This window comes from Polaromonas sp. CF318 (assembly GCF_000282655.1).
Classification (GTDB): Bacteria; Pseudomonadota; Gammaproteobacteria; order Burkholderiales; family Burkholderiaceae_C; genus Polaromonas.
Genome location: NZ_AKIV01000062.1, coordinates 78,672 through 92,799 on the forward strand (window position 1 = coordinate 78,672; position 14,128 = coordinate 92,799).

10 protein-coding genes and 2 pseudogenes are annotated in these 14,128 nt (G+C 59.4%); 2 read left to right on the plus strand and 10 right to left on the minus strand.

Annotated features, from left to right (window positions below):
• Positions 1-12: 12 nt before the first annotated feature.
• From PMI15_RS25525 to PMI15_RS24765, 6 genes and pseudogenes are all read right to left on the minus strand, one after another.
• Positions 13-3,147: pseudogene (locus PMI15_RS25525) on the minus strand (hypothetical protein); the annotation flags it as partial.
• 11 nt (positions 3,148-3,158) lie between these two features.
• A complete protein-coding gene (locus PMI15_RS24760) occupies positions 3,159-3,980 on the minus strand; it encodes a hypothetical protein (protein WP_007868655.1) in 822 nt (273 codons plus the stop codon).
• Positions 3,981-4,388: 408 nt separating this feature from the next.
• Positions 4,389-4,973 carry a hypothetical protein gene (locus PMI15_RS11735; RefSeq protein ID WP_007868658.1) on the minus strand — a complete coding sequence of 195 codons (585 nt, stop codon included), beginning with the start codon at positions 4,971-4,973 and terminating at the stop codon, positions 4,389-4,391.
• A gap of 206 nt (positions 4,974-5,179) precedes the next feature.
• On the minus strand, positions 5,180-6,640 hold the full coding sequence (locus tag PMI15_RS11740) for an HlyD family type I secretion periplasmic adaptor subunit (protein WP_007868660.1): 1,461 nt from the start codon (positions 6,638-6,640) through the stop codon (positions 5,180-5,182).
• Positions 6,637-8,883: a peptidase domain-containing ABC transporter gene (locus tag PMI15_RS11745; RefSeq protein WP_007868663.1), complete on the minus strand. Its 2,247-nt coding sequence runs from the start codon at positions 8,881-8,883 to the stop codon at positions 6,637-6,639. The genes PMI15_RS11740 and PMI15_RS11745 overlap by 4 nt, the downstream gene beginning before the upstream one ends.
• A gap of 38 nt (positions 8,884-8,921) precedes the next feature.
• Complete coding sequence (locus tag PMI15_RS24765; RefSeq protein WP_157214597.1) at positions 8,922-9,239, minus strand: hypothetical protein; 318 nt, start codon at positions 9,237-9,239, stop codon at positions 8,922-8,924.
• A gap of 88 nt (positions 9,240-9,327) precedes the next feature.
• Between PMI15_RS24765 and PMI15_RS11750 the strand changes: the two genes are divergently transcribed.
• Complete coding sequence (locus PMI15_RS11750) at positions 9,328-9,594, plus strand: hypothetical protein (protein ID WP_007868666.1); 267 nt, start codon at positions 9,328-9,330, stop codon at positions 9,592-9,594.
• 17 nt (positions 9,595-9,611) lie between these two features.
• A complete protein-coding gene (locus PMI15_RS11755) occupies positions 9,612-9,968 on the plus strand; it encodes a DOPA 4,5-dioxygenase family protein (protein ID WP_007868669.1) in 357 nt (118 codons plus the stop codon).
• Here the strand turns inward: PMI15_RS11755 and PMI15_RS11760 are convergent.
• The 4 genes and pseudogenes from PMI15_RS11760 to PMI15_RS24370 all read right to left on the minus strand — a co-directional run.
• Entirely contained in the window at positions 9,958-11,025 is a 1,068-nt protein-coding gene (locus PMI15_RS11760; protein ID WP_007868672.1) for an acyltransferase, read from the minus strand. The two genes, PMI15_RS11755 and PMI15_RS11760, sit on opposite strands and share 11 nt — an antisense overlap.
• Before the next feature lie 18 nt (positions 11,026-11,043).
• The gene (locus tag PMI15_RS11765; protein ID WP_007868674.1) at positions 11,044-12,006 is read right to left on the minus strand and encodes a nitronate monooxygenase family protein; all 963 of its coding nucleotides are present in this window, start codon (positions 12,004-12,006) and stop codon (positions 11,044-11,046) included.
• Positions 12,007-12,079: 73 nt separating this feature from the next.
• Entirely contained in the window at positions 12,080-13,870 is a 1,791-nt protein-coding gene (locus PMI15_RS11770; protein WP_007868685.1) for an acyl-CoA dehydrogenase, read from the minus strand.
• Positions 13,871-14,018: 148 nt separating this feature from the next.
• Positions 14,019-14,128: pseudogene (locus PMI15_RS24370) on the minus strand (electron transfer flavoprotein subunit alpha/FixB family protein); the annotation flags it as partial.

Here is a 14,128-nt window from a genome sequence, read left to right on the forward strand (position 1 = left end):
GTCGTTGCCACCGTTACCAAAAAGAAGATCGTTGCCGCCCTCTCCATCGAGGTAATCGTCGCCATGGTATTGACCGGCAAGTACAGACTCAGCGGCATCTCCCTGCATCACGTCGTTGCCATCGCCTCCGTAGAGCGTATCCCTGCCGCCGTTGCCAAGAAGGTGGTCGGCGCCGCCTTGCCCATCCAGGTAGTCGTCTCCGTGGTATTGGCCGGCAAGCTCCGATTGCGCGGCGTCACCCTGAAGCTCATCGGCTCCATCCCCGCCATAAAGCGTGTCATTGCCACCGTTGCCCTTGAGATGGTCGTCGCCGCCTTGGCCATCGAGGTAGTCGTCGCCGTGATACTGGACGGCAAGCTCGGATTCCGCGGCATCTCCGATCAAAATGTCATTGCCAGCTCCACCGTAGAGGATGTCGGCTTTTCCGTAGCCCGCAAGAAAGTCATTACCGTCCTCTCCGTCGAGATAGTCTCGGCCATGGTATTCGCCAGCCAGGACAGAGCCGGACGCGTCACCCCACAGAAAGTCGTTGCCCGCCCCACCAAACAGCGAGTCGTCCTGGCCATACCCCCAGATCTTGTCGCTGCCGTCGCCGCCGTCCAGGAAATCACCGCCATGGCTCGTAGCCAGGGTATTGGCATAAGCGCCCGACGCATTGATGCCATCGCCATACAGTTCATCATCCCCCAAGCCACCTTCGATGATGTCGTCGCCTCCCAGGCCCCAGAGCTGGTCATTGCCCGTACCACCTTCAATGTGGTCTTTGCCACCACCTGCAAATACCACGTCGTTGCCGGCTCCGGCATCGATCACATCCGAGGCATCATCCATGTCGGGGCTACCGCCGTGATAGGTCAGCGATGGGTCCCAGGTATCAGTAGGTCCTCCTCGCTGAGGGGCGGCCACGCTGGTAGCACTCAGAATCACGTCATTGCCCGCCCCCCCATTGATGGCGTCGCTCCCCTTGCCACCACCGATCAAGTCGTTACCGTCCCCACCGTCGATCTTGTCATTTCCATCGCCGCCATAGAGAACGTCATTCCCGCCCTTGCCGTCGATCTTGTCAGCCCCACTGCTTCCGCCGATCACATCTTTGTAATCAGCCTCCACGACCCCGCCCGTGAGGACACCTTCAGCCGTCCAGCTGGTGTTGGCCCAGTCGTAGTTCTGGATGCCAGTTTCCGGATCGGTGACAGTTTGGCCGCGCTGATCACCTAGAAAGGTTGTAGTCACTGCGCCAGTGTCCTTGAGGTTTAACGTGATGACGTTACTCTCGAAAGCCTGACCTGCGCGGTTGTAGGTAACGACCAGCTCAATGCTCCGGTCGCTCTCAAATGCGCTGTCGCTGATAAGGGCGAAATCGCGCCTAAATTGGCCTTCGCCAAGACTTATGGTCTGCTCGCTGCTCAGGTCTAATGTTTCTGCGCCGGTCACCAGGCTGAGCAGTGAGCCATCACCGCTACGGACAGCGACCGTAATGCTGTCGCCCGTCTTGGCGGCGGCATTGCCATACCAGCTGAAGCGTGAACCAGCCTTCTCTAGAACGTCCTTTGAAATAGCTGCGGCAGTACCACCGAGGTTCGCAAAGGGACTGGCGTGTCCACCTTGAACCACGGCACTTTTAATGTCACGCTTCAGATCAATGCCTAGATAGCCTCCGGACTTGTCAATATCAAAATTTTTAACCTCTATTTCTCCGCCACTTAAGGTGGAACCCTTGATGGAGAGAAGTTTTTTTCCTTCATTGATTTCATAAATCAATTCGCCACCATTGACAACCCAAATGCCTGCACCGCCTTCTTCTTTGTAGTACGTGGTGTCTGAGCCGGTAAGTTGCACTCCGGAAAGCAGAATTTTTCCGTTACCGTCCGAGTCATCTATGCTGTCTTTGCCTTCACCGGGTTTAAGCGCATATGTGTCACTCCCGGCACCGCCTTTAAGAACGTCATCGCCTGCTCCGCCAATGAGCAGGTCATCGCCCTCTCCACCCTCCAGCGTATCGCTACCGTCGTTGCCAATGAGAACGTCGTTTCCCTTGTTGCCTTTGAGGGTGTCACCTTGCGCGCCCCCCATCATGAGGTCGGCGGCTCCGTTGGTAAAGGTACCCGTCTGATAGGGAGCCGAATCCAACGTGACAGCTTTTGTTGGGTCGGGAGCTACATAGATATTGGAGGAGACATAGGCACTCTCAGCAAACCAAGCCGCGAGGTCTGCGTACTGGTTGGTGCGGAGATCGCTTAGTAAGGCTGTCTTGGCTGGATTTAGAGCTTCAATTAGCGTTGGAACGTTTGCAAGTCCAGCAAATGCAAGAACCGTACCGAGGTCAGCATTCGCACTTGCGATTCGATTTCCATTACTTGGCGTAGCTCCATTCGGCGGTGAGCCGAATGTTGCCTCATAACTAGTAATCGCGGCGCGATGCTTTTGCAGCATCGCGAACGCATTTTGTACTTCATTAGCTGTTGCACTAGCCGGATCAACGTACAAACCAATGTATTGAGCCTCTACAAACCGCCGTTTCGCTAGGCCAGGTCGAATGTTGGCGGCCTGCGAGGCACTGTTTGAGTCATAGCGAATTTGGAACCAAGCCTCTGCTCGATCTCCTTGCCATAAAGCATTGGTAAGGCTTGAACCAATTAATGCCGGGGCATTGTAAGCAAGCGACAGCAAACCCGCCATCTCGCGGGTACCTTCTAGCGCCGCATACAAGGCATCGCCATTAGCGGAGTTATTCAATCCATTTCTGAACTGTATCTTGATCTCTCTTTTTTTTCGAGCCAGCTCCGTACTAAACAGGGTCTCCGCTTGCGCATCCGTAATAGGTGTCACCCAGTCATTGCGAAACTGTGTGATTAATTGATCGGCTTGAGCGGTATGATTTGGTGTATTTAATTCATCCGCAATTGATCGCAACTGCGCGTTTTGAGCATTAGTCAGGGTGACGCCAATAGTTGCGAGGTCCGCAGCCAAACTCCCCAATACACTCCAGGTGGTTCCGCTACGGCGAATGAACGTAAAACCAAACCCAAGTGTGACAGTGTGATCGCCAACATTGGTTGGCCTAATCAAGTTATCACCCTCTCCGCCTTGAATTAGGCGACGAGTTACGGCATCTTGATTGGCAATGGCGTGAGTAACGATAGTCATGATATTTATCGCTATTTGTTGGTAGATGGCTCAGGAAAAGTATTCCAACGACAAATTTGCCGCCTCCCGCCTACGCCCGAACGAATACTGCCGGGCTCAAAATACTCGATGAGAAAATCCGATTTTTTGTGAGCCTCAACGTAGGTAAATTTTCCACTATATAAAGTAAGTGCTTGCGCATTACCTCCCGGACGCTCTTTCTCTTGATTCGTCGAATACGATGTAGAGGGCTTAAACACCGGCTTACAAGCTCCAAGATCAATCCATGTGTATTGCCACCCTTTATCTTGTGGCAGGTCTGGCGAAGACCAGTAGACAAAGTCAGAGTTAGAGTATGGATTAATGGCGTTAGATAGTTTATATACACGATAAGGTGGCGCCCCATCCATCAAGGAAAATCCAAAAAAGAAACGCCCTTCTATCCCTTTGAATTTCTCTGCAGCCTCTGAACTCGCGCAAAAGTTCAACTTCTCAGTGCTATGTTTTGGAAATCCACGTAGCGGATCAACGGTTCGCGACGGTGACTCTGCCTTTCCTGTGTTCAGGATGTCTTCACGAACCCTTATCTGCACAGGTTCAATCGCTTTGAACTTGCCAGCAATCAAATCTTGCAGCATGACCGAACATTTCGGTGCAGGACTATTCGCTTGACGGTACCTATCGTTGGAGTCGGCCGGTCTAGGCTTCAATTCTTCTTTGATCAATCTGCGAACTTGTTCTAGTCGTTGAGCTTCAGACTCATATCCACCGACCTGCGGAGTATTTGCCAGGCAAAAATTTGCGAGGCTACTTAAAACCATAACCAAACTAAGCTGAGTTACCGGGTTGCACATATCCAACTCCTATTTGCACTTTATTGATACTCGACTGGCGTCGATCGCAGCCTCAAAATAATTCACTAACCTTGACTACACGACATAGCCACAAAGGAAGTCGATTCATTATTTGTGTTCATTGCCAATGACACCTGGCCGCGAAACCCGAACCAGTTTAGATTTAAAAAACGGCTGCCAATAGCTATTTCTTCTTCCATCTTGTTCTCCTGAAAAAATACTTCCTGCTAAAACAACGCATTTGCACCTGACTGGACAACTAGCATCGCTTGCCTCCTCCAAATAGATGATTCAATACCAACGAGTATCTCGAATTGAAGTTACTCGGTTTTCTTCAATAAGAGCTTAATCAACACACACTTGCCCAGGGTGATGATATGGCCCTGCCTTGCGAATATCCATTAGTTCTTATTCAGTAGGCTGAATGAATCCAGCTTTAAGGGCTGCCGCCAATACCTCATCGAGCTTGCTTAGGGGAATGGGAGCTCGATCGGCCAAATTCGCTCCGTTCGCCTTTTGATAGATCGGCGCTTGCTTGTTGTCTCTACTGCTTGAATGGTGCCGACCGAGAAGCAACAAAATAACCTCTTGCCCAATCACCGCCGGGTAAGGAGTCGTTTTTAAATGCCGCTCTTTTGCCCCCGAGCCGATGTACACGAGCATCGGACCGACAGCGGGAGGTTCAGTGATCGGCTTTGGGTTGATTGCCAATACTTTTTTAACAGTGACGTCAAGCGCCACAATTTGTGGATCTCTGACTTCAGCCGCCGGCCTGAAGTCGTCAAGGGCATCCATCCCGCTAAACAGGAATCTATGAATCTTGGCAACTACGATGAATTGCGCCGAAGCAACTAGCTCATCAAAAGTAAGCGGCGCTACCACCGAAGTTGCAAAGCCAGGCAAGACTGCAGTTTGTAGTCCCACATAGGTGCCGGCAACAATTGCTGCGCGACGGACAGGGTCATGACCCAAGGTTCTAACCCGTGATTTCACTGCTTACTCCTCAGGCATAGATCTATGTCAGGGTCAGCCCACATGCCATTCCTGACGTTCGCTAGATTCGACTTTGTCCACCTTCAATTTGCAGCGTCGTTCTAGAAAAATAGCTTCCGAGAGTTTTTTGAGTTGCGAATTATTATTTTCACCAATCTGATTAGCAGCGCGCCTTCTTCTCCCGATGAGATCCCCTGCAGCACCCGTCATCTCTCCCTCCCAGACTCCTGCACCGCCTTCTGCACAGGCAATAGCAAATACTCGAGCACCGTCCGTTTTCCCTGGTTGATCTCGGCCACGACTTGCATGCCCGGCGTGATGACCAAGGCCCTCCCCTGCGGATCTTTGAGCACCTGCTCGTCGAGCTTCACACGCACCTTGTAGGTCGCCATAGCTGCGGCCGCTGCCGCCGCATCGCTGCTGCTGCCGCCGGCGCTGGTTGATGAAGCACCGCCGCCGCCCTGGTTGTTCTGCGTCGCATCGGCGCTGATGTGGATCACCTTGCCCATCAACATGCCGTATTTTTGAAACGGGTAGGCGGCAAGCTTGACCTGCGCGGACTGGCCGACCTGCACAAAGCCCACGTCGTCGTTCTTGATCGACACGTCAGCAAACAGCTGCTCACCCTGGGGTACCAAAGTCAGCACCACGGTGCCGGGCTGGACGACGGCACCTACGGTGGTGGTGGCCAGGTCCTTGATGACGCCGTCTTGCGGGGCGCGCAGCTCCATCAGGCCTTCCTTGTAAATGCTTTTGTCGAGGGTGGGTTGCAGTTGCGCCGTCTTTGCGCGGACTTCGGCCAGCTCTTTTTGCAGTTCGCTTTTATAGGCGCTTTGCAGCTGGCTGATTTTTTTGGTCTGGGCGGAGATGGTGGCACTGAAGGCCTGCACGGCGGCCTGCTGGGCGGCCAGGTCTTTGCCTTTTTCAATCGCTTCGCGCTGCTTGTCGGCGGCGGCCAGGCTGCCCATAAAGCCTTCTTTCTCGAGCTTTTCGTAGGCGGCTGCCGTGCGCTGGTAGGTGGGCAGGGTTTGCTGCAGCTTGGCCAGCATCTCGGCCGCGCCTTTCTGCTCGTGCTCGGCTTTGGTGAGCATGGACTTTTCCTGGTCCAGGCTGTCGAGAAAGGCTTTGCGGTGCGCGATGTACTGGCTTTGCACATGGGCAAAGCGCTGCGGGTCGTCGCCGGCCTTGGGCAGCATGGGCTGGTCGGCGAGCTCGGCCTCCAGCCTGCGCATCTGCAGCTGCTGGGTCGCCAGGTCGCTGCTGATGCCGGCCTTGTCGGCGCTGGCGAGGGTGGTGTCCAGCCGGGCCAGCACCTGGCCGCGCTTGACGGTGTCGCCCTCGTTGACCAGCAGTTCCTTGACCACGCCGGGCTCGGCCGGCTGCACGATCTTTACCAGGGTCTGCGGCACCAGCTTGCCTTCGGCGGTGGCGATGATGTCGAGCTTGCCGACGGCGGCCCAGATGAGCAGGATAAACACCAGCGCCGACACGGCCCACAGCACAATGCGGCCGAACTCGCTGGGGGGCTCGTTCTGGATCAGCCTGAGCGGGTCGTGCCACTGGCTGGGCGGGCGCAGCGGAACGACTTTGGCGGTCGCTTGTGTGGCGGCCTGCGCGGCGGCGGCCGGTGCCTCGGCCTGCGGAGCGTTGGGTGGCACGGTGCTCATTCCTCGCCCTCCGCCTTGGGCACGGTGCGCAGCGCGGCACCGGTGTGGTTCATGGTGCTCATGGGCGTGACCTTGCCGGGCTGGCCCGGGGCGGGCGACATCAGCTGCGCGCCCGTGGCCGTGAGGCGGAACACTGCGTCTATCTTGAGGCCCTTGGGCAGGCCGTGGGTGATAAACAGCATGGTGACCTTGCCCTTGAGGGCGTTGATGGTTTGCGCGAAGTGTTCAGCCGTCGGGCCGTCGAGCGCGCTGGTGGCTTCGTCAAAGACCAGGATGCTGGGGCGCTTGAGCAGCGCGCGGGCAATGGCGATGCGCTGCTTTTGCCCGCCCGAGAGGCCGGCGCCGCGCTCGCCGATTTCGGTCTGGTAGCCCTGAGGCTGGGCCTCGATGACGCTGTGGATCTCGGCCATCTTGCAGGCGGCGGTGATCTGCTCGAAGGTGGCATTGGGGCTGGCCATCTGCAGGTTGTCGTAAATGGTGCCGCTGAAGAGCATGGTCTCCTGCGGCACCACGCCGAAGTGGCTGCGCAACTCGTTGGCCGAGAGGTAGCGTATGTCTATGCCGTCGATCAGGATGCGGCCGGCGCTGGGCTGGTAAAAGCCCTGCAGCAGTTTGGCCAGCGTGCTTTTGCCGCAGCCCGAGGGGCCCATGATGCCTATCATCTGGCCGGGCTTGATGTTGAGCGACAGGTTCTCGTACACCAGCGGCAGGTGCTCGGCGTACTTGAAGGCGATGTCGTGGATCTGGATTTCGCCCTTGCGTGCAGTGTCGCGCGCGGGAATGACCGAATAGGGTTCGATGGGCGCGTTCATCAAATCGCCCAGGCGCGCGACCGAGAGGCTGGCCTGCTGGAACTGCTGCCACAGCCCGACCAGGCGCAGCATGGGCTGCGAGAGCCGGCCCGAGAACATCTGGAAGGCCACCAACATGCCGATGGTGAACTCCTTGCTGTGCATGACGGTGTAAGCGCCTATGCCCAGGATCAACAGGCTCATCAATTGCTCGAGCAGGTTGGAGGCGGTGTTGTAGGTATTGGCCAGCTGCTTGGTGGCGAAGCCGGCCTGCAGATAGCTGGCGAGGTAGCCGCTGTATTTGCTGTTGAGCTGGGGCTCGAGCTGCAACGACTTGACGGTTTCCAGGCCGACCACGTATTCAGTGAGGAAAGCCTGGTTGCGCGCGCCCATCTGGAACTGCTCCTGCAGCCGCGCCTGGAACAGGGGCGCCACCACCAGGCTCAGGCCGACGATGACGGCCAGGATGGCGAGCACGATCAGCGTCAGGGTGACGCTGTAATAAAACATGATGGCGACAAAGATCAGCAGGAAGGGAAAGTCCAGGATCAACGTGACGGCGGCACTCGCGATGAACTCGCGAATGGTTTCCACACCATGCAGCCGCGCCGCGATGACGCCGGTGGGCCGGTGCTGGAAGTACAGCGGCGGCAGCTTGAACAAACGCTCGAACACCGAGGAGCCGAGCACGGCATCGACCCGGTTGCCGGTGTGCAGCACCAGGTACTGGCGCAGCCACGACAGCGCCGCGGAAAAAATCATGAAGACCAGCATGCCGATGGCGATGACGATCAGCGTGCTTTCGGTGCGGTGCACCACCACCTTGTCGATGATGGCCTGGGTGAACAGCGGCGTGGCCAGCGCGATGAGCTGGATGACGAGGGAGGCCAGCAGCACTTCCTGCCAGAGTTTTTTGTGCTTGAGCAGCTCGGGCACAAACCAGCTGAAGCCGAACTTGCGCGACTGCCGTGCCTGGGCTTCGCTGTCGGGGTCGGCGGCCGGATCGGCCTGCGGCGTGACGCGGGTGATGTGGCCGCTGTAGCGCAGCGCGAACTCGGCCAGCTCCAGCGTACGCGGGCTGGCGTCGCCAGCCTCGACCAGCAGCAGCTTGGTGGCGTCGGCTTGCAGAATGAGGGCGGGGGCTGCTTGTTCGGGAGCCGGCGATTCGTCTGTGTTTGGATTTTCACCGGCCACCTGAGCCGAGGCGGGGTCGGCCGCCTTGGGCTGCAGCCAGGCGATCAGCGGGAAGCTTTCCTTGTGGAGCTTTTCGGCTTTGGCCTTGTGGTGCACGGCGTCAAAGCCGTAGGCCTGCATGGCGTCCAGCAAGGAGCGTGTTGTGTAGGGCGCCGCCAGCTGCTGGCGCGCCAGCGCGTCCGAGAACGGCTTGCGATGCAGTGCGCACACCCCCTGCAATGCCCAGAAAAAGGCATCGCCCGATACTTCTCTATCCATGATTCCCGAACCCACCGCGCCTGAACCGTCCGTTTTTTTTACATCTTTTCGCGCATCCGCTTTTTGCGGGTGCGCTTCACGTGGCGTCGTCCCGGATCTTTTTTCTCTTGCCACAACACGCCCGGCGTACGACCAAACCAGTGTAGATTTAAAAAACACTTGGTAACGCTTTTTTCTTCATCCACCGATGCATCTCTGAAAAAAATTCTTATCCAAGCAACGCTTTTGTAACCATATCGTTGATCCGTGCCGCGCGCCTCCTCTAAACAGAGGAGAAGAAAAGAGAAGAAAAATCCGGAACGACGGCGGCGACCAGGATGACGGACAAAAAACGTATCCCGATGTGCGGGCGCCATGGACCAAAACCCTGTCCCCCGCGATGGCGGTGCCAAACCGGAATAATGGATGACACATCCAACTAAGACCTCAAACTGAGGCCTCACCATGGCACATGTACTCGCAAAACTCACAGGCGCGCCTTTGGCTGCCGTCAGGCAGCAGCTAGAGCACGATGCGGCCGAGCATGCTGAACAGGGCATGTACCTCGAACACCTGTGGCAGAACGCGGACAAGCCCGAAGAGGTGTTGTTCCTGTTCCAGGTCAAGGACCTGGCCCACTGCCAGCAGCGCATGCGCGAGGTGCATGCGCAGGCACTTGCGAAGAACCCGGACACGCCTTTGCCCGAAATGACTTTTCTTGACGGCTCTTGAATTTTTTCTGACTACCCATGCCCGACACCATCCAGCGCCCCCAAAACATCCACAGCCACTACCACGCCCACCTCTATTTCGGGCCGGACACCGTGGAGGAGGCGCGCGCGCTGGCAAACCGGGCCGGTGAACTATTCCATGTGGGCGTGGGCCGTGTGCACGAGCGTGAAGTCGGGCCGCACCCGCGCTGGAGCTGCCAGCTGTCGTTTGACAGCGCGGAGTTCGATCGCATCATCCCCTGGCTGGAGAGTGAGCGCCAAGGCCTGGATGTGTTTGTGCACGGGGTCACGGGTGACGACCTGGCGGACCACACCACGCATGCCTCGTGGCTGGGCCAGCCGGCCGAGCTCAAGCTCGAAATGTTCAGGCGCTGAGCTTGCGAGGGGCAAACCGCAGGGGCACGGATTCCACCCAGCGGTACAGCGCCTGCCCCGCGAGCAGGGACAACACAAACGCCAGCAGCATGCCCAGCGCATTCACGGCCAATTGCGTAGGCCAGAAGTGGCTGACCACGGCGTTGACCAGCAGGCAGACGGGGAAGTGGATCAGGAACACCGAGTACGAGATGCGCCCCAGTTGCTGGAGCCGGCGCTGCCGCAGCCAGCGCAGCGGCCACGCATCCTGCCGCGCGCCGCTGAGCCACACCAGGACCAGTGCGGTCACCACGGCCACGACCAGCCGCCCCCGGAAATCCAGCGCCAGGGCCAGCATGCCCAGCACGGCGATGGCCGAGAGCCAGAACCCGCGGCGTGCACCCGCCTCGCGCGAGGCCCAGAAGGCCAGCATGCCCAGCGCATAGGCGCCGAAGAAATACAGCGCGGTGATGTCAAAAGCGGGTTGCCGGTTGAACACCAGCAGGGACAGCAACGCGATCAGCAAGACAGCCATGGCGCCCGCCGACACCGCCATGCTTGCGCGCAGGCGCCGCGAGGCGGCAAACACCAGCACCGCCACCGCATAAAGCTGCAGGTCCATGGCCACATACCAGACACCGGCCGACAGCGACTCCTGGCCCAGCAAATCCTGCAGCAAAAATACATGTGCCAGCAGCTGGAACAGCGTGGGCGCCGCGGACACCGAAGCATGGTCAAACCAGGGCCTGACCAGCGCGGCCACGAGCACGCTGGCGACCAACGCGACCAGATAGGGTTTTACGAGCCGCGCATAGCGGCGCAGGATCAGAGGCCCGGCGGATTCGAAGACGGCCGTGCCCTTTGGCGCCAGCGATGCGGCGGCCAGGAAGCCACCCACCACCAGGAAGAGCTGCACCGCCATGCGGCCGTAGTCATACAGCCAGTCCATCAAGCCGGGTGCGAAGCCATGGACCACGTCCGACATGGGCCCGTAAAAAGCCAGGTGGTGCCAGACGATCAGCACGCAGGCCAGGCCCTTGAGGGCGTCAAGGCCCTGAAGGCGTTGGGGTGCCGTCATACAGGGGCCGCCGGACTGCTAGGCGCAGACCCGCTGGCGCGCGTCAAAGTATTCGCGCTTGAGCTGTTCCACAAAGGCCGCGGCGCTTTGCACCTTGCTGACCGCGCCTATGCCCTGGCCGCAGCCCCAGATGTCTTTCCAGGCCTTGGACTTGCTGCCCTCGCCGCCGCCGAAGTTCATGGTCTTGACGTCGCCTTCGGGCAGGTTCTCCGGGTCCATGCCGGCCGCGCGTATCGAAGGTGCGAGATAGTTGCCGTGCACGCCGGTGAAGAGGCTGCTGTAGACGATGTCGTCGGAGCTGCCGTCGACGATGGCCTGCTTGTAGGCGTCGGCGGCGCGGGCTTCGTCGGTGGCGATGAAGGCCGAGCCTATGTAGGCGAAGTCGGCGCCCATGGCCTGCGCGGCCAGCACCGCGCCGCCGGTGGAGATGGCGCCCGACAGCGCCAGCGGGCCGTCAAACCACTGGCGGATTTCCTGGATCAGCGCGAAGGGGCTTTTGACGCCGGCATGGCCGCCCGCGCCGGCGGCCACGGCCACCAGGCCGTCCGCGCCTTTTTCAATCGCCTTGCGCGCGAACTTGTTGTTGATGATGTCGTGCAGTACCACACCGCCGTAGCTGTGCGCCGCCGCGTTGATGTCTTCGCGCGCGCCCAGGCTGGTGATGTAGATGGGCACCTTGTATTTCACGCACAGCTCCATGTCGTGCTCCAGCCTGTCGTTGGACTTGTGCACGATCTGGTTGATGGCAAAGGGCGCGGCCGGCTTGTCGGGGTTGGCTTTGTTGTGGGCGGCCAGCCCTTCGGTGATTTCAGCGAGCCACTCGTCGAGCTGCGAGGCCGGCCGCGCGTTGAGGGCCGGCATGGCGCCCACCACGCCGGCCTTGCACTGCGCGATGACCAGCTTGGGGTTGCTGATGATGAAGAGCGGCGAGCCGATGATGGGCAAGGGCAGATTGTTCAATGCGCCGGGCAGTCTGGACATAGTGGCTCCGTGAGGATCAAAGACAGTGGGATTCAGCAAAGCAGGCTGCCGCCGGTGTCTGGCGGCCGCCTTGTCAGAACGCGTCCAGCGCCAGCGCGGTCACGCTGTCCGCGCCTTCGACGATGCTGTCGCGCAGGCCGGGGGCCTTGGTCAGCAGGTGGTCGGCGTAAAAACGCGCGGTAACGATCTTGGCCTGCATGAAAGCGACGTCCGTTCCTTGCGCAATCTGCTCCTGCGCCACCAGCAGCGAGCGCGCCATCTGCCAGCCCGCGACCACATTGCCCGCCAGCATCAGGTAAGGCACGCTGCCGGCGAACACGGCATTGGGGCTGGCCTTGGTGTTGCCCGCGACAAAGTCGACCACGTCGACAAAGGCTTCACGCGCGGCCTTCAGTCGCCTGGCCACGGCCACGGCGTCCGCATTGCCCTGCTTCACGAGGGCTTTTTCCGTTGCCTCGATCTGCGCGGCAATCGCCTTGGCCGTCTGGCCGCCGTCGCGCGAGGTCTTGCGGCCTATCAGGTCGTTGGCCTGGATGGCGGTCGTGCCTTCGTAAATCGTCAGGATCTTGGCATCGCGGTAGTACTGGGCCGCGCCGGTTTCCTCGATAAAGCCCATGCCGCCGTGGACCTGCACGCCCAGCGAGGTGACTTCCAGGCTCATCTCGGTGCTGTAGCCCTTGACCAACGGCACCATGAATTCATAAAAAGCCTGGTTCTGCTTGCGCACCTCGGCATCGGGATGGTGGTGCGTCGCGTCGTAAGCCGCTGCGGCCACGGAGGCCATGGCGCGGCAGCCTTCAGTGTAGGCGCGCATGGTCATCAGCATGCGCTTGACGTCGGGGTGGTGGATGATGGGCGCGCTGGCCTTGATGGAGCCGTCAACCGGCCGGCTCTGCACGCGGTCTTTCGAAAAAGCCACGGCCTTCTGGTAGGCACGCTCGGCGATCGCGATGCCCTGCATGCCGACGGCGTAACGCGCGGAGTTCATCATGATGAACATGTACTCAAGGCCGCGGTTTTCCTCGCCGACGATGTAGCCGACGGCGCCGCCATGGTCGCCGTACTGCAGCACGGCGGTGGGCGAGGCCTTGATGCCCATCTTGTGTTCTATGCTGACGCAGTGCACGTCGTTGCGCGCGCCCAGGGCGCCGTCCTTGCCGACCATGAACTTGGGCACGACAAACAGGCTGATGCCCTTGACGCCTTCGGGCGCGCCGGTCACGCGGGCTAGCACCAGGTGCACGATGTTCTCGGCCATGTCGTGCTCACCGTAGGTGATGAAGATCTTGGTGCCGAAAATCTTGTAAGTGCCGTCAGGCTGCGGCTCGGCACGGCTGCGCACCATGGCCAGGTCGGAGCCGGCCTGCGGCTCGGTCAGGTTCATGGTACCCGTCCACTGGCCGCTCACGAGTTTCTCGAGGTAGACCGCCTTGAGCTCGTCGGAGCCTGCCGTCAGCAGCGCCTCGATGGCGCCGTCGCTGAGCAGCGGGCACAGCGCGAAGCTCATGTTGGCCGAGTTGAGCATTTCGCCACAGGCCGCACCTATGGTCTTGGGCAGGCCCTGGCCGCCGAAATCAGCCGGATGCTGCAGGCCTTGCCAGCCACCCTCGACGTATTGTTTGAACGCGTCCTTGAAGCCCGGTGTGGTGGTGACCTCACCGTTTTTCCAGCTCGAAGGATTGATGTCGCCGTGGCGGTTCAGCGGCGCCAACACACCTTCGTTGAACTTGGCGCATTCCTCGAGCACCGCCTGCGCGGTGTCCAGGCCGGCTTCCTCAAAGCCCGGGATTTTTGCGATCTCTTCGATATTGGCCAGGTGCTGGATGTCAAACAGCATGTCCTTGACGGGGGCGGTGTAGCTCATTTTTTGTCTCCGGAATTCTTGGCGCCTTCCCCCTCTGGAGGAAGGTGGGGATGGGGGCCTGCGGCGGCGGCAAAAGCGCTTGCTCAACCGCAGCCGGCCCCCACCCCTGCCCTCCCCCAGCGGGGGAGGGAGTTAACTCACTAACAGATCACAAAGCTGCAACCAGCTCAGGCACAGCCGTGAACAGGTCGGCCTCCAGGCCGTAGTCGGCCACGCTGAAGATGGGCGCTTCGGGATCCTTGTTGATCGCCACGATGA